This is a genomic window from Streptomyces sp. NPDC003011 (genome assembly GCF_053591515.1).
The window spans coordinates 33,752-56,758 of the sequence record NZ_JBSFTY010000061.1; the positions used below are offsets into that span (position 1 = coordinate 33,752).

General features: G+C 72.8%; 15 protein-coding genes. 8 read left to right on the plus strand and 7 right to left on the minus strand.

Going from position 1 to position 23,007, the window contains the following annotated elements; genetic code table 11:
- Positions 1 to 13: 13 nt before the first annotated feature.
- The 3 genes from ACWD0J_RS28240 to ftsE form a co-directional block, all read right to left on the minus strand.
- Complete coding sequence (locus ACWD0J_RS28240) at positions 14 to 1,192, minus strand: S41 family peptidase (RefSeq protein WP_451498659.1); 1,179 nt, start codon at positions 1,190 to 1,192, stop codon at positions 14 to 16.
- 68 nt (positions 1,193 to 1,260) lie between these two features.
- Positions 1,261 to 2,178, minus strand: coding sequence for a permease-like cell division protein FtsX (gene ftsX / locus ACWD0J_RS28245; RefSeq protein WP_451498660.1), 918 nt, complete (start codon positions 2,176 to 2,178; stop codon positions 1,261 to 1,263).
- Positions 2,179 to 2,223: 45 nt separating this feature from the next.
- Positions 2,224 to 2,913, minus strand: a complete 690-nt coding sequence (gene ftsE, locus ACWD0J_RS28250) for a cell division ATP-binding protein FtsE (RefSeq protein WP_286062735.1) — start codon at positions 2,911 to 2,913, stop codon at positions 2,224 to 2,226.
- A 223-nt stretch (positions 2,914 to 3,136) separates the two neighbouring features.
- Here ftsE and ACWD0J_RS28255 point away from each other — a divergent pair, with 223 nt between their 5' ends.
- On the plus strand, positions 3,137 to 3,328 hold the full coding sequence (locus ACWD0J_RS28255) for a hypothetical protein (RefSeq protein WP_451498661.1): 192 nt from the start codon (positions 3,137 to 3,139) through the stop codon (positions 3,326 to 3,328).
- Between the two features lie 95 nt (positions 3,329 to 3,423).
- On the opposite strand, the gene ACWD0J_RS28260 is transcribed toward ACWD0J_RS28255, so the two are convergent.
- The 4 genes from ACWD0J_RS28260 to ACWD0J_RS28275 all read right to left on the minus strand — a co-directional run bounded on the left by ACWD0J_RS28260 (position 3,424) and on the right by ACWD0J_RS28275 (position 8,962).
- Positions 3,424 to 4,062: a hypothetical protein gene (locus ACWD0J_RS28260; RefSeq protein WP_451498662.1), complete on the minus strand. Its 639-nt coding sequence runs from the start codon at positions 4,060 to 4,062 to the stop codon at positions 3,424 to 3,426.
- Between the two features lie 304 nt (positions 4,063 to 4,366).
- Positions 4,367 to 5,473, minus strand: coding sequence for a peptide chain release factor 2 (prfB, locus tag ACWD0J_RS28265; RefSeq protein WP_451498663.1), 1,107 nt, complete (start codon positions 5,471 to 5,473; stop codon positions 4,367 to 4,369).
- Positions 5,474 to 5,878: 405 nt separating this feature from the next.
- Positions 5,879 to 7,117 carry a serine/threonine-protein kinase gene (locus ACWD0J_RS28270; RefSeq protein ID WP_451498664.1) on the minus strand — a complete coding sequence of 413 codons (1,239 nt, stop codon included), beginning with the start codon at positions 7,115 to 7,117 and terminating at the stop codon, positions 5,879 to 5,881.
- A gap of 126 nt (positions 7,118 to 7,243) precedes the next feature.
- On the minus strand, positions 7,244 to 8,962 hold the full coding sequence (locus tag ACWD0J_RS28275) for a serine/threonine-protein kinase (protein WP_451498665.1): 1,719 nt from the start codon (positions 8,960 to 8,962) through the stop codon (positions 7,244 to 7,246).
- A gap of 390 nt (positions 8,963 to 9,352) precedes the next feature.
- Between ACWD0J_RS28275 and ACWD0J_RS28280 the strand changes: the two genes are divergently transcribed.
- From ACWD0J_RS28280 to ACWD0J_RS28310, 7 genes are all read left to right on the plus strand, one after another.
- Positions 9,353 to 13,303, plus strand: coding sequence for an FtsK/SpoIIIE domain-containing protein (locus ACWD0J_RS28280; RefSeq protein ID WP_451498672.1), 3,951 nt, complete (start codon positions 9,353 to 9,355; stop codon positions 13,301 to 13,303).
- 264 nt (positions 13,304 to 13,567) lie between these two features.
- Positions 13,568 to 14,953 carry an ABC transporter substrate-binding protein gene (locus ACWD0J_RS28285; RefSeq protein WP_451498666.1) on the plus strand — a complete coding sequence of 462 codons (1,386 nt, stop codon included), beginning with the start codon at positions 13,568 to 13,570 and terminating at the stop codon, positions 14,951 to 14,953.
- A 4-nt stretch (positions 14,954 to 14,957) separates the two neighbouring features.
- Positions 14,958 to 16,301 (plus strand): carbohydrate ABC transporter permease, encoded by a 1,344-nt coding sequence (locus tag ACWD0J_RS28290; protein WP_451498667.1) that lies wholly within the window; start codon positions 14,958 to 14,960, stop codon positions 16,299 to 16,301.
- Positions 16,298 to 17,206, plus strand: coding sequence for a carbohydrate ABC transporter permease (locus ACWD0J_RS28295; protein WP_451498668.1), 909 nt, complete (start codon positions 16,298 to 16,300; stop codon positions 17,204 to 17,206). The genes ACWD0J_RS28290 and ACWD0J_RS28295 overlap by 4 nt, the downstream gene beginning before the upstream one ends.
- A gap of 152 nt (positions 17,207 to 17,358) precedes the next feature.
- The gene (locus ACWD0J_RS28300) at positions 17,359 to 19,629 is read left to right on the plus strand and encodes a bifunctional glycosyltransferase/CDP-glycerol:glycerophosphate glycerophosphotransferase (protein WP_451498669.1); all 2,271 of its coding nucleotides are present in this window, start codon (positions 17,359 to 17,361) and stop codon (positions 19,627 to 19,629) included.
- 183 nt (positions 19,630 to 19,812) lie between these two features.
- Positions 19,813 to 22,014, plus strand: coding sequence for a bifunctional glycosyltransferase family 2 protein/CDP-glycerol:glycerophosphate glycerophosphotransferase (locus tag ACWD0J_RS28305; protein WP_451498670.1), 2,202 nt, complete (start codon positions 19,813 to 19,815; stop codon positions 22,012 to 22,014).
- A 7-nt stretch (positions 22,015 to 22,021) separates the two neighbouring features.
- On the plus strand, positions 22,022 to 23,007 hold a 986-nt coding region (locus ACWD0J_RS28310; protein WP_451498671.1), incomplete at its 3' end, for a glycosyltransferase family 2 protein.

Below are 23,007 nucleotides of genomic sequence, written 5' to 3' on the forward strand. Positions count from 1 at the left end.
CGCGCCGGACGGGTCAGGACGTGCCGCCGAGTCCGCTCAGGACGGTCCCGGCGCGCCGGAGCGCCCCGTGGTCCGCCTCCAGGTCGGGCGTGATGCCGTGGCCGTCGACGCCACGGCCGGACGGGGTGCGGTAGTGCCCGACGGTCAGCTCCGCGACGGAGCCGTCGGGCAGCCTGCTGGGCATCTGCACCGAGCCCTTGCCGAAAGTGCGGGAACCCACCACGACCGCCCGGCCGCGGTCCTGCAAGGCTCCGGTGAGCAGCTCGGCCGCGCTCATGGTGCCCCCGTCGACGAGCGCGACCAGGGGTCGGGCGGTGTCGCCGCCCGCCTCGGCGTGCAGGGCGCGCTGCTCGCCGTCGACGTCGTACGTGGCGACCAGGCCGCCGTCCAGGAAGGCGGAGGCGGCGGTGACGGCCTCGGTGACCAGCCCGCCGGAGTTGCCGCGCAGGTCCAAAACGATCCCGGCGCCGGAAGGGGCCCGCCGTACGGCGGCCCGCACCCGGTCGCCGGAGCCCTTGGTGAAGGCGGCGATCCTGATGACGGTGATGCCGTCGCCCAGGGCGCGTACGGTCACGTCGTCCGTGGACAGACGGGCCCGGCGCAGGGTCTCGCTCCACGCGCGCGTGCCGCGCTCCAGGCCCAGGCGGACGGTCGTGCCGGCGGCCGCGTCCGTGGCGTCACCGCGCAGTAAGGAGACGACGTCCGTGACGGGCCGTCCGTCGACCTTCTTCCCGTCGACGCTGCGCAGCCGGTCGCCCTGGTGGATCCCGGCGGCGTCCGCGGGCGACCCGGACCGCACCCGGGCCACCTCGATCCGGCCGTCCCGCTCGCGCCGTGCCCACAGGCCGACGCCGGTGTACTCACCGTCGAGGGCCTCCTCGAACTCCTCGTACTCGCCCCGGGAGTAGACCGCGCCCCAGCGGTCCCCGCTGCGGCTGACCGCGCGTTCGGCGGCCTCCACGGGGGACTTGCCGACGGCCATGGCCTCCTCGGCGGCTTTCGCCACCTCCGCGTGGCGGCTCGCGGAGGCGGCCGAGACGGTCGGCTCGGAGGGGGATTTCCGGTCGCGTGCGTCGGCTTCGGGCAGCGAACCGGTCGCCGCTCCCGCGACGAGCACGCTCGCGAAGACCAATGTCAGGGCGGCCCCGCGGCGGATGCGGCGGGGCGGACAGAACAGGTCTCGGCCTGACATGCCGGTGAGTCTAGGACAACGCGAAGGGCCGTACGGGCGGTTGACCCGTACGGCCCTCTGGGCGTGCGTCACACCTTCAGGTACTTGCGCAGCGCGAAGAACGCGGCCAGGGCGGGCATCAGCAGGCTCGTCGCCAGGATGAGCGGCAGCTTCGTCAGGACGGCGTCCCAGCCGATGAAGTTGATCAGGTTCAGCTTCTCCGACAGGGCCAGGCCGTGGTCGATGAGGAAGTACCGGGCGATCACCAGGAACCCGCACGCGACCGTGCCGCCGATGAGTCCGGCGACGGCGGCCTCCATGATGAACGGCGCCTGGATGTAGAAGCCCGAGGCGCCGACCAGGCGCATGATCCCGGTCTCGCGCCGCCGGCTGAACGCGGAGACGCGCACGGTGTTGACGATCAGCATCAGCGCGACGACCAGCATCAGCGCCATCACCGCGCGCGCGGCCCAGTTCATGCCGTTCAGCAGCCCGAAGAGGTTGTCCAGGATCCCCTTCTGGTCCTGCACCGACTGCACGCCGTCCCGGCCGTCGAAGGCGGTCGCGATGACCTGGTACTTCTCCGGGTCCTTCAGCTTGATGCGGTACGACTCCTGCATCTGGTCCGGCGTGAGGGAACTGGCCAGCGGGGAGTCGCCGAACTGCTCCTTGTAGTGCTTGTACGCCTGGTCCTGCGACTCGTACGTCACCGCGTCGACGACCGTCATCTTGTCGAGGTCGGACTTGATCTCCTGCTTCTGCTCCTCGGTGACCGCGCCCTTGGCGCAGTTCGGGTCCGACTCGGCGTCGCTCTTGTTGCAGAGGAACACCGAGACGTTGACCTTGTCGTACCAGTAGCCCTTCATGGTGTTGACCTGGTCGCTCATCAGGAGCGACCCGCCGAACAGGGCGAGCGACAGGGCGACGGAGACGACGACCGCGAAGGTCATCGTCAGGTTGCGGCGGAGACCGACACCGATCTCCGACAGTACGAACTGGGCGCGCATGGCGGCTTCTTCAGGCCTTTCCGTGAACGTCTGCGGGGTGGGCGGTCAGTGCTGGTAGCCGTAGACGCCGCGTGCCTGGTCGCGGACGAGACGGCCCTTCTCCAGCTCGATGACGCGCTTGCGCATCTGGTCCACGATGTTCTGGTCGTGCGTCGCCATCAGCACGGTCGTACCGGTCCGGTTGATCCGGTCGAGCAGCTTCATGATGCCGACGGAGGTCTGCGGGTCGAGGTTGCCGGTGGGCTCGTCGGCGATGAGCAGTTTGGGGCGGTTCACGAAGGCGCGGGCGATGGCCACGCGCTGCTGCTCACCACCGGACAGCTCACCGGGCATCCGGTCCTCCTTGCCGCCGAGCCCGACGAGGTCGAGCACCTGCGGCACGGACTTGCGGATCTCGCCCTTCGACTTGCCGATGACCTCCTGCGCGAAGGCGACGTTCTCCGCCACCGTCTTGTTCGGCAGGAGCCGGAAGTCCTGGAACACCGTCCCCAGCTGGCGCCGCATCTGCGGCACCTTCCAGTTGGAGAGGCGCGCGAGGTCCTTGCCGAGGACGTGCACCTGACCGTGGCTGGTCCGCTCCTCGCGGAGCACCAGCCGCAGGAAGGTGGACTTTCCGGAGCCGGAGGACCCCACGAGGAACACGAACTCGCCCTTCTCCACTTCCAGGGACACATCCCTGAGTGCGGGGCGGGTCTGCTTGGGGTAGACCTTGGATACGTTGTCGAATCGGATCACGGATGCACCACGGGTCGCCGGGGGTAGATGAGCGTGACCATACGCGAACCGGGCAGGCAAGCGCAGGCACCGGTTGGGGTTGCGCGACAGTTGTGCGTTTTGTGCATCCCCTGTCCCTACAGGACCCCGCGCTGAATTCCGGGGAACCTGGCACAGTGGAGGGGGAACGTTCGGGTTCCCGCAGGCGTTGTGTCGATGGAACCGGTGCAAGGAGGGCGAGCGCATGACGTACGACCGGCTGGTGTGCGCGAACTGCGCGGCGCCCGTGAGCGAGGGCCGGTGCCATGTGTGCCGTGCGAACCGCGAGCGGCTGCAGCAGGACAACCCTTTCGCCGGGATGAACCCCATGGCGCTGATCACCTTGCTCACCCTGCTGATCGCGGCGGTCGCGCTGCTGGCGCACCAGAGCGCGTAGCCCGCGGCTCACGACACACGAGGGGCCCGGAGCGTCACCCGCTCCGGGCCCTTCACCGTCCGCCGTGCGGACGGTCCGTGAACAGTCGGCTACCGTCAGGCGGCCGCGCCGCCCCGGCCGCCCACGAGGCGCGGCAGGATGCGGAAGCCGACACCGCCGGCGATCATCGTGGCGGCACCGATCACCAGGAAGGTGGTCTGCGCGGCGCCGGTCTCGGCGAGCTCCTCACCGCTGCCCTGGGCCGAGGTGTCGGCCGGGGTCTGCGAGCCGGTGTCGGTGAGGGCCGAGGAGCCCTCCTCCTGGGCGGAGGTGCCGGAACCGCCGTCGGGGGTGGTGTTGCTGTTCCCGCCGCCGGCACCGTTCCCGTTGCCGTTCCCGTTCCCGTTCCCGTTGCCGTTCCCATTCCCGTTGCCGTTCCCGTTGCCCGGGTCGGTGGTCGGGTCCTCCGTCGGCTCTTCGGTGGGCTCCTCCGTGGGCTCGGTCGGCTCCTCGGTGGGTTCGAGCGTCGGCTCCTCGGTGGGCTCCTCCGTGGGCTCCTCCGTCGGAATGACGGTGGGCTCCTCGGTGGGCTCCTCGGTCGGGGCCGGCGGCTCCGGGGTGGGCGTGCTGCACTCGATACCCAGGAATCCGCAGTCGTCGGCGGATGCGGCACCGGCGGCGGTCAGCGATGCGCCGGCCGCGATCACGGCACCGGCCGCGATCCGCGCGACACGGATCCGTGTCTTCTTCGTCATATGGTTGCTACCCCCAGTAGCTCATCGTCAGTGAGGCGGCGCTCGGGGCCGTGATCGACGGAGGGGGTCAGCTGCAACTCAAGCCCCCCGGTTCACATGCGCCCCAGAGATACGCATGCCGCGCCTTACCATTCCCACTTTTCATACCAACGTCAAGGCCGTTGCGCGGGCAATGTCCGCCTAAGAGATCTTTGCCGGACATTGAAGCGTGTGAGTGTGATGTAAAACCCAGACATCGGGCACACATCCGGGCGCACACAAGGCAACCGCCGCCACGGGGGCGGCAGTTGCCTTGTCGACAAACTTACTTCTCCGCCTGCTTGCGCCAGCGAATTCCGGCCTCCAGGAACCCGTCGATCTCGCCGTTGAACACGGCCTCGGGATTTCCGACCTCGTAGTCGGTGCGCAGGTCCTTGACCATCTGGTACGGGTGCAGAACGTACGAACGCATCTGATTTCCCCAGGAGTTGCCGCCGTCGCCCTTGAGGGCGTTCATCTTGGCCTGTTCCTCCTGCCGGCGGCGCTCCAGGAGCTTGGCCTGGAGGACGTTCATCGCGGTCGCCTTGTTCTGGATCTGCGAGCGCTCGTTCTGGCAGGAGACGACGATGCCGGTGGGGAGGTGGGTCAGGCGCACCGCGGAGTCGGTGGTGTTCACGCCCTGGCCGCCGGGGCCGGACGACCGGTACACGTCCACCCGCAGCTCGGACTCGTCGATCTCGATGTGGTCGGTCTGCTCGACCACGGGGAGGATCTCGACACCCGCGAAGGAGGTCTGGCGGCGCCCCTGGTTGTCGAAGGGCGAGATCCGCACGAGCCGGTGGGTGCCCTGCTCGACGGAGAGGGTGCCGTAGGCGTACGGGATCTGCACGGCGAAGGTGGTCGACTTGATGCCGGCCTCTTCGGCGTACGACGTCTCGTAGATCTCGGTCTTGTAGCCGTGCTGCTCGGCCCAGCGCAGGTACATGCGCTGGAGCTTCTCGGCGAAGTCGGCGGCGTCGACGCCACCGGCCTCGGCGCGGATGTTGACGAGCGCCTCGCGGGAGTCGTACTCCCCGCTGAGCAGCGTCCGCACCTCCATCTCGTCCAGCGCCTTCTTGACGGCGACGAGCTCGGACTCGGCCTCGGCCTTGGTGTCCGGGTCGTCCTCCTCCTCGGCCATCTCGAACAGCACGGAGAGATCGTCGATCCGCCCGCGCAGCGACTCCGCCTTCCTGACCTCGGCCTGGAGGTGGGAGAGCTTGCTGGTGATCTTCTGCGCCTCGTCCGGGTTGTCCCACAGGGACGGCGCGGCCGCCTGCTCCTCGAGCACGGCGATGTCTGCCCTCAGCTTGTCGAGGTCCAGAACGGCCTCGATCGACTCCATGGTCGAGGAGAGGGACTTGAGCTCTTCGGATACATCGACGACTGCCACGCCTCCAGCCTAACGGCTCCGCCAAGCGGCAACTCCGACGACCACGGCCCACCCGCCCTCCCGGGAGCTCCGCTCCAGCTCCCACGGCCGACCGGGAAGGGCCACGACGGCTCCGTTCCCCCGACCACCCGAGCCAGCCCCCCACGACCGATCACTCACCATCCACCCGAGCCAGCCCTCACGACCGGTCACTCCCCGACCGACCGAGCCAGCCAGCCCCGCGACCAGTCACTTCCCGACCGACCGAGCCAGCCAGCTCCGCGACCAGTCACTTCCCGACCGCCCGAGCCAGCCCCGCAGCGGGTCACTTCATGACCGACCGAGTCGGGTGGTGGGTGGGCATAGGCCGGGGGTCCAGGGGGCGGAGCCCCCTGGCGGGGTCAGGGGCGGAGCCCCTTGGCGGGGTCAGGGGGTCGCCGGGGACGAGTTGTTCTGGTCCTGGGGGGTGGCGCCGGCGTCGTCTCCCGAGGTCGCCACCCACGTGCCGACCCCCGCCGCGGCCACCAGGACCACCGCCGCCACCCCCAGCACCACACGCCGCCGCCGCGTGGCCGCCCGGTGCCGGGCCGATCCCGGCCGGGGTGCGCCGGACGCCCGGGGTGCCCGTGCGGTCCCCCGCGCACCCCCCGCCAGCTCGTCCGGCCCCGGCACCCGCATCGACGTGTGCGTGTCCCGGTTGGAGTCGGCCGGCTTCGCGCCCGGCACCAGCGGCACCGCTCCCCGCCGTACCCGCGCCGAGGGCGCCGGCTCCTGCGGCGGTTCCTCCCGCTCGTCCTGCGCCGACTCCGTGTCCGGCTCGTCGACGTCCAGCGGCGGCATCCCGGCCAGCATCGGCAGCAGCTCCCGCAGCCGCGCCCCCAGCTCGGAGGCGCGCAGCCGGGAGGCCGGCGCCTTGGCCAGGCACTGCACGAGCAGCTGCCACAGCTCGTCCGGGATGCCGGGAAGCGGGACGACCGTCTCCGTGACGTGGCGGCGCAGCACCGCGCCGGGATGCCCCCCGCCGAACGGCGTGAAGCCCGCCAGCAGCTCGTACAGGACGGTCGCGAGGGCGTAGATGTCCACCGAGGCCCGCGGCGGCAGGCCCTCGACGATCTCCGGCGCCAGATAGTCCGGCGTACCGATGATCTTCGTCGCGCGCGTCCGCCTCGGCGAGTCGATCAGCTTCGCCACCCCGAAGTCGGTCAGCAGGGCCGGGTGGGAGCCGCCCGGACCGAGCGGGCCCTGCATGTCCAGCAGGACGTTCTCCGGCTTGACGTCGCGGTGCACGACCCCGGCCGCGTGCGCCGCGGCCAGCCCGTCCGCCACGTCCGCCACGATGGCGGCCGCCGCCTCCGGGGAGAGCCGCTTGTCCCGGTCGAGCCGGGTCCGCAGGTCCGTGCCCCGGACCAGGTCCATGACCAGCGCGAGGTCGTTGCCGTCGACCACCAGGTCGCGTACGGAGACCACGTTCGGGTGCTCCAGGCCGAGCAGCGCCGTGCGCTCCTGCACGAAGCGTCCGACGAGCTCCTGGTCCGACGCGAGGTCCTCGCGCAGCAGCTTGACAGCGACGGGCCCGTCGGGTCCCTCGCCCAGCCACACCGTGCCGGCACTGCCCCGCCCCAGGATCTGGTGAGCGGTGTACCGGCTGCCGATCTTCCGTGCCAAGGCTGCTCCTACAGACGCGTGTTGCCGACAAAACTACGCGCCGGAAGAGCCAACCTTCACCGCGGAGACGGAAATCACCCGCCAGGTGTCGACAAATCCCCAACCTCGCCGTCGCGAGGGAGGCCGCTACTGCCCGGAGGAGGAGCTCCCGCCCAGGTCCTCGATGAATCCGGTCACGGTGCCGAACCAGTCGCTGAGCTGTTCCCAGTAGCCCTTGCCCGTGCCGATCCAGTCCTGGAGCGGGCTCAGCTCCCAGACCAGCCAGCTGGCGACGAACAGGATGACGAGCGTGAACAGGCAGCCCTTGAGGCAGCCCAGGCCCGGGATCCTCATCCGGTTGGCGCTGCGCTGGCGGGGCTCGCGCGCGGGCCGCCGCGGTTCCTGCGGAACGGGCGGCGGCGAGTACCGCTGCGGCTGCGGCTGCTGCCGGGGCTGCTGCTGCGGCTGATGCTGCTGGGGGTAGCCGTAACCACCCTGCTGCGGCTGCCCGTAGCCGGACTGCTGCGGGCGCTGCTGCGGGCGTTGTTGCGGGCGCTGCTGCGGGCGGGCGACCTGCCGCTGGGGGCGGCGGCGCAGCGGGTCCTCGTTCGGGTCGAGGTACTGCACCTGCGTCTGCTCGTTGCGGTCGCGGGCGGCGCGCAGCTGGTTCTGCCAGGGGTGCGGATCCTCGGGCCCACCGGACTGTCCGGGCTGCTGACCCGGCTGTCCCGGCTGTCCCGGCTGTCCGGGCGGCACCGGCGGCATGACGGCCGTCGGGTCGGCCGCGCCCCGGTTCGGGAGGACAGCGGTGGGGTCGGCGGCGCCCGCCGGGCCGCCGGGGCCGGAGGTGTGCGGCAGGACGCTGGTGGCGCCGTTCGGGTCGTAGGCGCCCGCGCCGTGCGGCAGCACCTGCGTCGGGTCGGCGGCGCCGGGCATGCCCGGGACGGCCGCCGGAGCCGGGTCGGGCGCCAGCAGCGCGCCGACGCCCTCGGCCGCGGCGATCTGCGCGGAGTTCGCGTGCACGCCGATGCCGTCGGCGACGGTCCGCAGGCCGCGGGCGAGGTTCTCGGCGCTGGGCCGCTCGTCCGGGTTCTTGCGCAGGCAGCGTTCGATGACCGTCCACAGCGGGTCGGGGACCGTGGACGGGCGGCGCGGTTCGGCGCTGAGGTGCTGGTGCAGGACTTCGAGGGCGGAGCCGCCGGAGAACGGCGGACGGCCGGTGACCAGCTCGTACAGCAGGATGCCGGCGCCGTAGATGTCGACGGCGGAGGTCTGCGGGCGGCCCTCGGCGGACTCGGGCGCGACATACGCGGGGGTGCCGACGAACTCGTGCGTGCGAGTCAGTCCGGGCGAATCGGCCAGTCGGGCGATGCCGAAGTCGGTCAGCAGCGGATGCATCTGGTCGCCGTACTGCTTGAGCAGGACGTTGGCCGGTTTCAGGTCCCGGTGGACGACGCCGTCGGCGTGGCTGGCGGCGAGCGCGTCGGCGATCTGGGCGGTGACCAGGGCCGCGCCGACGGGTGTGAAGGGGCCGTTCTCGCGCAGGTAACGGTGCAGGTCGGGGCCTTCGACGAGGTCCATCACCAGGGCGAGCAGATCGCCCTCGACCACCAGGTCACGCACCCGCACGATGTTCGGGTGGGTCAGCCGGAGCAGGACGGAGCGCTCCCGCAGGAACCGCATCACGATGTCGGGATCGCTCGCGAGCTCCTCCTTGAGGACCTTGATCGCGACGGTCTCCCCGGGCCGGCCCTGCACAGCAGCCTCATGACCCGCGGTTTCGCGCTGGCGGGCTCGCCAGACGGTCCCCGTGGCGCCGCGTCCCAGCGGCTCTTCGAGGAAGTACTTGCTGCCTACCGGCCGCACGTCATGCGCTCCCTGCTGCTTGCCTGTGTTCCGACCTACTGTAGTGCCGCCGGCTCGACGGCAGCTTGTCGTCTTTCTGTGCGTCTTACGTTCCGCTTGCCGTACTTGTTCGAAGGAAAGACGCTTTGCTCGGTCGGCTGGTTGCCGGACCCGGACGTGACCGGTCCCAAGCGGTCACCGCTGGGGCACCGGTCAGGCACTTTTGCGGGCAGAGCCGACCAATCAAGATCATGTGACGCCGGGCAGCGGGCGTGTTGTCAGTGGCAGGTGCGAGGATGCCTCCAGTACTGGCCGACGTGCTCGTGGCGGTGGGGGAAGTCCGCGTGGGGGACCGCGGGGCGGCTTCGTCCTCGTTCACGGGTGCCCGCGCAGAAGGGACCGCTGACGGCGATGCAGATCCGGCTGACCGTCGTAGACCCGCTGGGGCCCGCCCAGCCGCGGGTTCGCGCCGCGAGCTGCGACGTGCTGGTCACGGCGCCCGCGGGTACCGCCCTGGCCGCGGTGGCGTCGGCGCTCGCCTCGGCGGTCTCCGGGGACGGGGCGACGTCGCGCGCGGGCGACACCGAGCGCGGCGGCGGCCCGGTCGTGCTGTACGCCGGCGGGGAGCGGCTCGACGCGCAGCGCTGCACCCTGGGCGAGCCCCCGCTGATCGACGGCGCCGTGCTGTTCCTGGGCACCCCCGGCGAACCGGAGGCGCACCCCGAGCTGGACGACGCCCCGACCCAGCTCCATGTGATCGCCGGCCCGGACGCGGGCGGGGTCCACCTGCTGCACGGCGGCCAGATCCACATCGGCCGCTCCGCCGACGCCGACGTCCCGCTCGACGACCCGGACGTGTCCCGGCTGCACTGCGCGGTGACGGTCGCCGCCGACGGCCACGTCTCGGTCGCCGACCTCGATTCCACGAACGGCACCATGCTGGACGGCGTCCGGGTGGGCGCCCGCCCGGTCCGCTTCGTCCCGGGCGCGTTCCTGCGGCTCGGCGAGTCGGCGCTGCGGCTGGCTCCGGCCGGCGGACCGGGCGCCCGCGTCCGGACGGCCCCGGACGGCGAGGGCCACGTGCGCGTGCCGACCGGCGGCACGCAGGAGGGGCCGGCTGCGGCCGACGGCGCCTCCTCTGCCCCGGCTCCTTCCGGCCCCGCCGGCCGGACCGGTCACGGGTACGGCTCGGCGGGGTGGGGCGCCTCGACCGGCACCCCGGGCATCCCGGGCACCCCGGGCACCCAAAGCCACGGCCCCGCCGAACCACCGGTGGTGGTACCGGGCCAGGGCGGAGCGCCGCCCGTCGAGACCCGGGGAGCGCGGCCGTACGGCCGGACGAGCGCCGTCCCCCGGGACGGCTCGGGCGCGCCCTCCGGCGCCGGCGGGGCCACCCACGGCGGGCGGTCCGGGGCGGGCGGGACCGGCGGTGCCTTCGGCCCGGCGACCGCAGACCTCGGGCGGACACGCGAAGGCCGCTCCGGGGCGGTCACGCCCGGCGGCCTCTCCGGCGCGGCGGCCGTCGACGGTGGCCGGACACCGGGGGGACGACCGTCCGGGACGGCCGGCGCGCCGAGCGCGGTCACCGGAGACGGCGGACGCGTCCGCGGCGGCCCGTCCGAAGCGGCCCCGCGCACCACCCGGGCGGGCGACGGCCCGGAACACGGCCAGGGCCCCGGACACGGCCAGGGAGGCGACCAACGCCCCGGACACGGCCAGGACGCCGGGCACGCCGCGCCGGACCACGCCACGGACGCCGTGGCCGCCTCCGGAACCGACCGCCGCAAAGGAACCCCTCTCCGCGGCACCGACGTCCCGCAGGGCGTCCGCAAGCGCGGGGGGATCTCGGCGTGGGCGCGCCGGCTGACCGGTGGCCGCGGCGGACCCGACGCGGCCGGACGCGAGACGTACGACGGACCCGAGGACATCGCCGTCGCCGCGGCACGGTCCGCGCCCTTCGCCCCGCCGTCCCAGGCCCCGGACACCTGGCCGGACCCGGCGGCCCTGCTGCTGACCGCGCTGGGCCCCGGACCGCGTCTGTGGGAGCGCGGCCCGGGCCATCCGGAGGCGCTCACCGTGCGGCTGGGCACGGCCGACCGGGCGGCGCCCGACGGCTCGGGTCTGCTGGCCGCGGTGCCGGTGACCGCCGATCTGCGCGAGGCCGGGGCGCTGGGGCTGGCGGGTCCGCGCGCGCGGCTCGCCGGGCTGGCCCGCGCGGTCGTCGCCCAGCTCGCCGCGCTGCACTCCCCCGACCTCCTGGAGATCGTCCTGATCAGCACGGACCGTTCCCGTCCCGTGCGGGAGCGCACCGCCGAGTGGGCCTGGCTGGGCTGGCTCCCCCATGTGCGCCCGGGACACGGCCAGGACTGCCGCCTCCTGCTCGCCTACGACCGCGAGCAGGCCACGGCCCGCACCGGCGAACTCCTGCGCCGCTTGGAGGACCACCTGGCTCAGGCGCGACCGGCAGCGAGGTCCGCGGCCGACGCGCGACAGCCGGCCCGGGGTGCGGACCGGCGCCCGTCCTGGGCCAGGGGCGACGACACCCCGGACGGGACCGGGCCCGGCGGGGACGGCTTCGCGGGCCCGTACACCGTGGTCGTCGTGGACGGCGACCCCGGCGGCGCCGCCGTGCGGGAGGCGGTGGCGCGGCTGGCGCTGGAGGGCCCGCAGGCCGGAATACACGTCGTGAGCCTCGCCGAGACGGCGCCCGCCTCGCCCGCGTCTCCGGTGACGGAGACGTACGAGGCGGCCTGCGCGGCGGCCCCGGTCTTCCGGGACTGCGGTGCCGTCGCCCTGCTCAGCGGGGACGTGGCGACGGCCCTGCGGCTGCTGCGCGTGGCCCGCACCGGCCCGGAGCCGTCCGGCACCGGCGCGGACCCGTCCGGGACCGGCCCGGTCGCTTCCCGTACCGGAACGACGGCGAACCCGTCCGGCACCCACCCCCCGTCCGGCACCCACCCCCCGTCCGGCACCAACCCCCCGTCCGGCACCAACCCCCCGTCCGGCACCAACTCCCCAGGACACGGCCCCGTCGGACACGGCACCGTCGCCGCGGTGGACGCCGTCTCACTCGCCTGGGCGGAGCGCTTCGCGCGGGCGCTGGCGCCGTTGCGCGCGGAGGGCGCCGCCGGTGAGCGGCACCCGCGGGTGTCCGCCCCGCTGCCCCAGGCGGCCCGTCTGCTGGACGAGCTGGGGCTGGCCCGGGCCACCCCGGCGTCCCTGATGGCGCGTTGGGCGGACGCCGCCGACGACACGGAGGCGCTGGGCGGACGGGCCTGGGCGGTGCTCGGCGCCGGACCGCGCGGCCCGGTCTGCGCGGACCTGGCGGCCGAGGGCCCGCACCTGCTGATCGAGGGACCACCGGGCAGCGGGCGTACGGAGCTGCTGCGGGCCGTGGTGGCCTCCCTCGCCGCCGCCGAGCGCCCCGACCGGCTGAGCGTGGTCCTGATCGACGGCCGGGACAGCGTGGGCACGGACAGCGGCGGGCACGGCGAAGGCCTGCGGGTCTGTACGGACGTACCGCATGTCACCACCCATCTCACCGCCAACGACCCGGTGCGGATGCGCGAGTTCGCGCAGTCCCTGAGCGCCGAGCTGAAGCGGCGCGCGGAGTTGCTGGGGCGGTTGGAGTTCACCGAGTGGCACACCGGCCGCGAGGTGTCGGGCCGGCTGGTCGCCCAGCGCACCCCGACGGCCCGCGGCGCGTCCGCGAACGGGTCGGGGGCCAGGGCGGGCACCGGGACGAACGCCGAGACCGGCGCCCCCCTCGACGGCGACCTGGACAGTCCGCCCAGCTCCACCCTGCGCCTGCGTCCCGCGGCGGCCCGCCGTCGCCCGGAGGCGGCCCCGCCGCTGCCCCGGCTCGTGGTCGTGGTCGACGACCTGGACCTGCTGGTCTCCCCGGCGCTGGGCTCACCGGGCAGGCCCGCGGCCGGCTCGGTGATACGCGCGCTGGAGGCCGTGGCCCGGGAGGGCGAGCGGCTCGGCGTGCACCTGGTGGCCGCGGCCGGTGTCGGCGGCCGCACGGCCCAGTCGGAACCGGCGAGACGGGCCACCCTGCGCGTCACCCTCGACGCCCCGGCCCCCGGCCCGGACGAACCGGCGCCGGGGCGTGGCCGCCTGACCTGGGCGGACGGCCGGACCACCGTCTTCCAGGGCGGCCGGGTCACCGGCCGCATCCCCCGTACGGCGACCCTGCGCCCGACGGTGGTCCCCCTGGAGTGGGAACGCATGGGCGATCCCCCGGCCCGCCGCCCCGTACGCGAACTGGGCAACGGCCCCACGGACCTGGCCCTGCTGGCCAGCGCGTTGGAGCGGGCGGCCCGCGAAGTCGCGGCCACCGAGGTGCCGTCACTCCTGTAGAGACCGCCACCCTTTCGGCCCATGTCCGGCATCTCCCGGCCCGTCCGGTGCTTGAGGACGAGGCCGCAGGGGCCGATAGCAGGGGTCCGGGGGCAGCGGGCTCCCGGCGAGGGCGCCACCGCCGCGGGGTACCTGGTCACAGGGGGATCACGATCACCCACTTGACAGCGGACGCGCTCTTGCCGCCCCCAACCCACCGGGCGTAGACCAGAGCGCACGGGACAGCGCTCGAACGTTCGACGAGGCACCAAGAACGGGGCAGTGATGCACAGCAGGAGCAACATCATCCGGACACACCGGACCAGGGCCGCGAAAACGGCGGCCGCCGTCGTCGCGGGAACCCTCGCGCTCGCGCTCACAAGCTGCGGAGGCGATGACGAAAAGGGCAGCGACAGCGGCGCGACGGGCGGCACGGAGACCGCCTCCACCGTCACCCTGCCGAAACTGAACGGCAAGAGCCTGGAGGTCGCCGCCGTCTGGTCGGGCGCCGAACAGGCCAACTTCAAGAAGGTGTTGGCGGAGTTCGAGAAGCGCACGGGCGCCAAGGTGACCTTCGTGCCCGCGCAGGACCCGATCGTCAACTTCCTCGGGTCGAAGATCGCGGGCGGTCAGCCGCCGGACGTGGCGATGCTCCCGCAGCCCGGGGCCATCAAGCAGGCCGTCGACAAGAAGTGGGCCAAGCCGCTCGGCACCGAGGCCCAGGCGGAGCTGGCCAAGAACTACTCGCAGGGCTGGCAGGACATCGGCACGGTGGACGGCAAGCAGTACGGCGTCTACTACAAGGCCGCCAACAAGTCTCTGATCTGGTACAACGCCCAGGTCTTCGAGAACGCGGGGGCCACCGAACCCAAGACCTGGGACGAGCTGCTCACCACCGCGCAGACGGTCTACGACTCCGGGGTCACCCCCTTCTCCGTCGGCGGCGCCGAGGGCTGGACCCTGACGGACTGGTTCGAGAACATCTATCTCTCCCAGGCCGGACCGGAGAAGTACGACCAGCTGGCCCAGCACGAGATCAAGTGGACCGACCCGTCCGTGAAGGACGCGCTGGCCACGCTGGCCGAGGTCTGGGGCAAGAAGGACTATGTCGCGGGCGGTGCGACCGGCGCGCTGCAGACGGACTTCCCGGCCTCGGTGACGCAGACCTTCACCGGTGGTGACCAGCCCAAGGCGGGGATGGTCTACGAGGGCGACTTCGCGCAGGTCAACATCGTCCAGGCCGGTGCGAAGGTCGGCACGGACGCGAAGGTGTTCCCGTTCCCGGCCGTGGGCGACAAGGCGCCCGTGGTCTCCGGCGGTGACGCGGCGGTGATCCTCAAGGACTCCGAGGCGGCGCAGGCCCTGGTCACCTTCCTGGCCTCCCCGGACGCGGCGACCATCCAGGCGAAGCTCGGCGGCTACCTCTCGCCGAACAAGAACGTGCCGGACTCGGCGTACCCGAACGCGGTGCAGCAGAAGATGGCCAAGGCGCTCATCGCGGCCGGTGACGACTTCCGCTTCGACATGTCCGACCAGGCCCCGCAGGCCTTCGGCGGCACGCCCGGCAAGGGCGAGTGGAAGGCCCTGCAGGACTTCCTGAAGAACCCGAAGGACATCGCGGGCACCCAGGCGAAGCTGGAGGCCGACGCGGCGGCCGCCTACGGGGGCTGACGCGATGGCGTCCACCGCGGCGGCAGGGGCCCCTCCGGGCCCCGTCGCCCCCAAGTCGCGCAAGAGCGTGACCAGTACCCGCAAGACCGTGGCAGCGCTGTTCCTGCTGCCCGCTCTCGTGCTGCTGGGCGCGCTCGTGGTCTACCCGATCGGGTACTCGGTCGTCCGCAGTTTCTACGACCAGTCCGGTGACGGCTTCGCCGGATTCGACAACTACGAGGCCCTGTTCACCGACGACGGCATCCGCACCGCGCTCAAGAACAACATCATCTGGGTGGTCTTCGCCCCCACGGTCGCCACCGCGCTCGGACTGATCTTCGCGGTGCTGACCGAACGGGTGCGCTGGGGCACGGCGTTCAAGCTGGTCGTCTTCATGCCGATGGCGATCTCGATGCTGGCGGCGGGGATCATCTTCCGCCTGGTCTACGACCAGGACCCGGACAAGGGCGTCGCCAACGCGGTGTGGGTGGGCGTCCACGACACCTTCGCCGAGGCGTCCGCGTTCCCGAAGGCGCACCCAGGCCGGGACTCGCCGCTCACGGCGCAAGGAGGGAGCTTCATCACCAGGGAGCCCGTCCGCGCCGGCGACACCGTGACCCTGCCCCTGGTGGGCGTCGCCCCGGACCAGATGCCCGGCGACGCGGAACCGGCCGCCGCGCCGCGGGCCGACCCGGGGAAGATCACCGGGACGACCTGGCAGGACTTCACCCGCGGCAAGGGCGTCGGCACGCTCGGCGCACCCGACGCGTCCGAGCTCGGCTACCCCGGCATGAGGATCGAGGCGGTCAGGGACGGCAAGGTCGTGGAGTCCACGAAGGCCGCCGCCGACGGCACCTTCACCCTGTCGGACAAGGCCGACGGAGCCCAGCTCCGGCTGCCCGCGAGCAACTTCAAGGAGCCCTACAACGGCCTGGACTGGCTCGGCCCGTCCCTCGTCACCCCCGCGATCATCGGGTCGTACATCTGGATGTGGGCGGGGTTCGCGATGGTGCTGATCGCGGCCGGGCTGGCCGGGATGCCCCGGGAACTCCTGGAAGCGGCCCGCGTCGACGGTGCCAACGAGTGGCAGGTGTTCCGGAGGGTCACGGTCCCCCTCCTCGCGCCGGTCCTCGCGGTCGTCGCCGTCACCCTGATGATCAACGTTCTGAAGATCTTCGACCTGGTCTTCATCATCGCCCCGGGCTCCTCGCAGGACGACGCGAACGTCCTCGCGCTGGAGCTGTACCGCAAGGGCTTCTCCGAGGACCAGCCGGGCGTCGCGAGCGCCATCTCGGTGTTCCTGCTGCTGCTGGTCATCCCGGTGATGTGGTTCAACATCCGCAGGCTCAAGCGGGAGGTGCGGCGATGACCACACAGGCCGACCGGCCCACCAAGGCGGCGCCGGCCGAGAGCGTGAAGCCGAAGCGGTCCCTCGGCGCACGCCTCGCGGAGCGCGTCAGCGGCGGTCTGGTGCAGTTCTTCCTCATCGTCGTCGGCCTGTTCTGGCTGGTCCCGACGTTCGGACTGCTGCTGTCCTCGCTGCGGCCCCCGAAGGAGATGACGGTCAGCGGCTGGTGGGACGTCTTCAGCGAGCCGTCCCAACTCACCTTCGAGAGCTACGACAAGCTCCTGCAGAACAGCGACATCACCAACTCGCTGGTCAACACCGCGCTGATCACGGTGCCGGCGACCCTCCTGGTCGTCGTCATCGGCGCGCTCGCGGGCTACGCGTTCGCGTGGATGGAGTTCCCGGGCCGCGACTGGTGGTTCCTGGGCGTGGTCGGCCTGCTGGTCGTGCCGGTGCAGGTGGCGCTCATCCCGATCGCCGAACTGTTCGGCAAGCTCGGCCTGTTCGGCTCGATCTTCGGCGTGGTCCTGTTCCACACGGGCTTCGGTCTGCCCTTCGCGGTGTTCCTGCTGCGGAACTTCTTCGCGGAGATCCCCAAGGAGCTGCTGGAGGCGGCCCGGCTCGACGGCGCCGGTGAACTGCGCCTGTTCGCACGGGTCGTGATGCCGCTCGGCGGGCCCGCGATCGCGAGCCTGGGCATCTTCCAGTTCCTGTGGGTGTGGAACGACATGCTGATCGCGCTGGTGTTCTCCAACGCCGACAGCCAGCCGATCACGGTCGCCCTGCAGACACAGGTACGCCAGTTCGGCAACAACATCGACGTCCTGGCGCCCGGCGCGTTCATCTCGATGGTGATCCCGCTGGCCGTGTTCTTCGCGTTCCAGCGGCAGTTCGTCTCCGGTGTGATGGCGGGCGCGGTCAAGTAACCCGTACGGCAAGGAGATTCACAGGGGGCGGGCCGGCAGCGGTCCGCCCCCTGGCGTTCGCGCGGTGTCCCCCGTATGCCACACCGACCGTAACCAAGTCACTCCATTGGCCGTTCCCGGGCAGAACTCCCGCGCCGACCCATGGATGTCCCGTGCCCCGGTTCAGTGTCATCGTCCCCGCGTACCAGGTCCAGGCGTATCTGCACGAGTGCCTGGAATCGGTGCTGTCCCAGTCGTATCCGGATCTGGAGCTGATCGCGGTCGACGACCGCTCGCCGGACGCCTGCGGCGCGATCATCGACGAGTTCGCGGCCCGCGATCCGCGCGTGCGGCCGGTGCACCTGCCGGAGAACCAGGGCCTGGGCGGTGCCCGCAACGCGGGGATGCGCGAGGCGAGCGGCGACTACCTGGTCTTCCTGGACGGTGACGACACCCTCACCCCCGACGCGCTGCGGGCGATCGCCGACCGGCTGAAGGAGACGGACGAGCCGGACGTCCTGGTCTACGACTACGCGCGCGCCTACTGGTCGGGCCGCACCGTCCGCAACCAGGCGGCCGTCCAGCTCACCGAGCGGGGCCCGGCGCCGTTCCGGCTGGAGGACCGGCCGGGGCTGCTGCACGTGCTGATGGTGGCCTGGAACAAGGCGTACCGGCGGGAGTTCGTCGAGCGCGCGGGCTTCGCGTTTCCGCCCGGCTTCTACGAGGACACGCCGTGGACGTACCCGGTCCTGATGACGGCGGAGTCCCTCGCGACCCTCGACCGGGTGTGCGTGCACTACCGGCAGCGCCGGCGGGGCAGCATCCTCGGCACCACCAGCCGCCGCCACTTCGACGTCTTCGAGCAGTACGACCGGGTCTTCGCGTACGTCGAGCGCCACCCCGAACTGGCGCGCTGGCGGCCGGTGCTGTTCCGCCGGATGGTCGACCACCTGGTGACGGTGTTCGCCCGCCGCGAGCGGCTGCCGCGACAGTGCCGGGCCGAGTTCCTGCGCGCCGCCCGCGCGCACTGCCGCCGCTACCGTGCCCCCGGCCACCCCGTCCCCGTCCGGGCCCGCCTGCGGCACGCCCTCGTCCGGCTGGGCCTGCACCGCACGTACCGCGCGCTGCGGCTGACCACGGCCGTGCGCCGCCGTGGCGTCAAGGTCCTCGTCCGCCTGCTCGGGGCGGGCCGGACCGCCGCGCTGCGGCTGCACTACCGCGTGCAGCGGCTCCTTCCCCTGCGCGCCGACCGCGCCGTCTTCGCCGCGTCCGGGGGCCGCGGTCACGGCTGCAACCCGGGCGCGCTGGAGACCGCGTTCCGCACCCACGCCCCGCACATCCGCACGGCGTGGATCGCCCGCCCCGAGCACCACCACACCATCCCGACCGCCACCCGCCGGGTCACCCCCGGCTCGGCCGCCTACTGGACGGCGCTCGCCCGTTCCACGTACCTGGTGAGCAACACCGACTTCGACCCGCACCTGGTCAAGCGCCCCGGCCAGGTTTTGGTCCAGACCCAGCAGGGCACTCCGCTCAAGCACATGGGCCTCGACCTCCAGGAGCGCCCGGCGGCCGCGCGCGGCACGGACTTCGCCGCGCTCCTGCGCGGCGTCGACCAGTGGGACTACGTCCTGTCGGCCAACCGCCACTCCACCCTCACCTGGGAGCGCGTCCTCCCCGGCGGCTACACCACGCTCGTCCACGGCCAGCCCCGCAACGACGTCTTCCAGCAGGCGACCCCGGCGGACGTGGCCCGGCTGCGCGCGTGCCTCGGCATCCCCGAGGGCACGGTCGCGATCCTGTACGCGCCCACCCACCGGGACTACCGCCGCACCCAGTGCCCGTCCCTGGACCTGGACCGCGTGGTGCGCCGCCTCGGCCCCCGCTTCACCGTCCTGGCCCGCGCCCACCCCGTCCACGGCGGCCCCCTGACCCAGCAGGGCCACGGATCGGCCCGGGTGGTCGACGTCACCGGCCATCCGAGCGTCGAGCAGCTGTGCCTCGCCTCGGACGCCCTGGTCACCGACTACTCGTCGATCATGTTCGACTACGCCGGCCTGGACCGGCCGATCGTGATCCACGCCGACGACCCGCAGGCGTACGAGGCGGCCCGCGGCACCTACTTCGACCTGCGGTCCTTCCCGCCGGGCGCGGTCGCTCGCAGCGAGGACGAGCTGATCGACATCTTCGCCACCGGCCACTGGCGCGGCTCACGCTCCGCCCAGCTGCGCGCGGCGTTCCGCGAGCGTTTCTGCCCGTACGACGACGGACGCGCCGCCGAGCGGGTCGTGCGGCAGGTGGTGCTCGGGGAGACGGAGCTGCCGCCGGTCGTCCCGCTCGCCGCGCGCCGGCCGGTGCCGTCGGCCGCCGCGGCCTTCGCGCGCTCCCCGCTCGCCACCGTGCCGCAGCCGGCCGGTCCCCCGACCGTCGCCGACCGCGTCTGAACACCGTTCCCACCTCCCGGGGAGTCCGTATGCCCTCCAGCCCCTCGCGGCCCACTCCGACCCGGCCGAACACCTGGCGTCCGACGGGCCGGCCGGGCCGCCGCGGCGGGTGAGCCGCCCGGCTCCCCGGCGCACCGGGGAGCGAACCGTGACCACTCCGGGAAACCCGACAGAAAGAGCAGAATGCCCCGCTTCAGCATCATCGTCCCGTCCCATGGGGTCGTGGGCCGCCTGTCCCAGGCGCTGGACTCGGTCCTCGCCCAGTCCTTCGGCGACTTCGAGCTGATCCCGGTCTGTGACGCGCCCGGCTCCCCCGCGTCGGACGTCGTCGCCGGGTACACCCGCCGGGACTCCCGGGTGGCCCCGGTGCACTCACCGCCGTCGGCGGGCCTCGCGGGGGCCCGCAACACCGGGACGCGGGCGGCGACCGGCGCGTATCTGCTGTTCCTCGACGGTGACGACGTCCTCGTGCCGGGCGCGCTGGCGGCGCTGGACGCACGGCTCGCGCAGACCGGTGACGTGGACGTGCTGTATTTCGAGCACGAGCGGATGCCGTGGTGGGAGGGCGAGCCGGCCAACCCGGCGGCGCCGGTCCTGGCGGGGACCCCCCGGGCGGCCTTCTCCCCCGACGAGGCCCCGCGGCTGACCGGTGTCCAGCTCCCGGCGTGGAGCGCGGCCCACCGGCGCGCCTTCGTCACCGGACACCGGCTCGCCTTCCCCGACGGCCACTTCACCGACGTGGGATTCGGCGCTCTGAGCACCCTGGCCGCCGAGCGGGTGGCGGTGCTGCGCACGGTCGTCGTCCGGCATCTGGTGCGCCGGCAGGGCAGCCGCCTCGCGCTGCCCGGCGAGCACCACTTCGACCTGCTGGACCAGGCCGAGCTGGTGCTCACGCGGGCGGCCGGGCAGGGTCTGGCCGGACAGCGGCTGCACCAGCTGTTCGAGCAGCTCTTCGCCGTCGTGCTGAAGACGGCCGCCCAGCCGCGCCGCCTGCCCGCGCGGCGCCGCGCCTACTTCCGCCGGGCGAGCGCGCTCTACCGGCGGCACCGCCCCGCCGGGTTCCGGGCGCCGGGCGGCAGCCTGGGCGTGCAGCACCGGCTGCTGGCGACCGGGGCGTACGCCGCCTTCCGGGCCCTGCGCGGCACCAACCAGCGGGCGGTGAAGGCGGTCCAGGCCCTCCCGCGCCCGCGCATGCTCCGCACCCGCCTGCTGTACCAGCACCATCTGCGCCGCCCCCTCGACCCCCGTCTCGCCGTGTACTGCGCCTACTGGGGCCGCGGTTACGCCTGCAATCCGGCCGCGATCCACGCCAAGGCCCGTGAACTCGCCCCGCACATCCGCCCGGTGTTCCTGGTCGAGGCCGACCAGGCGCACACCCTGCCGGAGGGGATCGAGTACGCCGTCATCGGCAGCCACCGGTACTGGGAGGTGCTGGCCCGCGCCACGTACCTGGTCAACAACGCCAACTTCGCGGAGGGCGTGGTCAAGCGTCCCGGCAGCGTGCACCTCCAGACCCAGCACGGCACCCCGCTCAAGAAGATGGGCGTCGACCAGTCGACGTATCCGGTGGTGGCCGCCGCGACCGGCAGCTTCACCAGGCTGCTGGGCCGCGTGGACCGCTGGGACTACAACCTCTCCGCCAACCGCCACTCCACGCAAGTGTGGGAGCGCGCCTTCCCGGGCGCGTACGAGCACCTGGAGTACGGCTATCCGCGCAACGACGTGTACTACACGGCGACCGCGGGCGACGTGGCCCGGATCCGCGAGGAGCTGGGCGTCCCGGAGGGCGCGACGGCCGTCCTGTACGCGCCCACCCACCGCGACCACCACACCGGCTTCGCGCCGGGCCTGGACCTGGAGGCCTTCTGCGAACAGGCCGGCGAGGACGTGGTGGTGCTCCTGCGCGCCCACTACTTCTACGACCGGGGCGGGAAGAAGAGCACCGGCCGGGTCATCGACGTGACCGCGCACCGCTCCTCCGAGGACGTCTGCCTGGCCGCCGACGCGCTGGTCACCGACTACTCGTCGATCATGTTCGACTACGCCAACCTGGACCGTCCCCTCGTCGTGTACGCCGACGACTGGGAGGTCTACCGGGAGACCCGGGGCGTCTACTTCGACCTCATGGCCGCCCCGCCCGGCCCGGTGGCCCGCACGCCCGAGGAGCTGGCGCGGGTGTTCCGCGACGGCTCGTACGCGGGAGCCGGGTCGGCCGCGCTGCGGGCCCGCTTCCGGGAGCGTTTCTGCCAGTTCGACGACGGCCGCGCCGCCGAGCGGGTGGTGCGCCGGGTGTTCCTCGGCGAGCCGCCGGAGGCGATCCCGCCCGTGCTCCCGCTCGCGGAGCGCGTCCCGGCCCCCGCCGCCGCCACCCTCGTAAGGAGCTGACCCCGCAGTGCCCCGCTTCAGCATCATCGTGCCCGTCTTCAAGGTGCAGGGCTTTCTGCGCGAGTGCCTCGACTCGGTCCTTCAGCAGTCCTACCCGGACATCGAGGTGATCGCCGTGGACGACCGCTCGCCGGACGGCTGCGGCGCGATCCTCGACGAGTACGCGGCCCGCGACGCGCGCGTCCGGGTGCTGCACCTGCCCGAGAACGTCGGGCTCGGCCGCGCCCGCAACGCCGGACTGCCGCACGCCACCGGCGACTTCCTCCTCTTCCTGGACAGTGACGACACCCTCACCCAAGGAGCGCTGCGCGCGCTGGCCGACCGGCTGACGGAGACGTCCGACCCGGACGTGCTGGTCTTCGACTACGCGCGCACCTATTGGTGGGGCGGCACCCGTCGCAACGTCCTCGCGCACGTGCTCGCCGAGGCCTCCGAGGGCACCTTCACGGTCGCCGACCGCCCGGAGGTCCTGGACCTGCTGATGGTCGTGTGGAACAAGGTCTACCGCCGCGACTTCGTCGAGCGTGAGGGCTTCACCTTCCCGCCCGGCTACTACGAGGACACGCCCTGGACGTTCCCGGTCCTGCTGAGCGCCTCGCGGATCGCCACCCTCGACCGGATCTGCCTGAACTACCGGCAGCGCCGCCAGGGCAACATCCTGTCCACCACCAGCCGCAAGCACTTCGACATCCACGACCAGTACGAGCGGGTCTTCGCGTTCGTCGACTCCCGCCCCCAGCTCGCGGGCTGGCGCGGCGTCCTGCACGCCAAGATGGGCGTGCACTGTCTGGACATCCTCGCCAAGCCGGACCGGCTGCCGCCGTCCGCCAAGGCCGAGTTCTTCCGCCGTACGGCCGAGATGTTCCGCAGGCACAAGCCGGCCGGCCTGTCCGTGGCGCCGGAACTGCGGGTGCTGGAGGGCAGTTACCCGCTGTACGTGGCCAGGCGGCAGGCGGGGCGGGCCGGGCGGGAACTCGGACGGCGCGCGCGGGC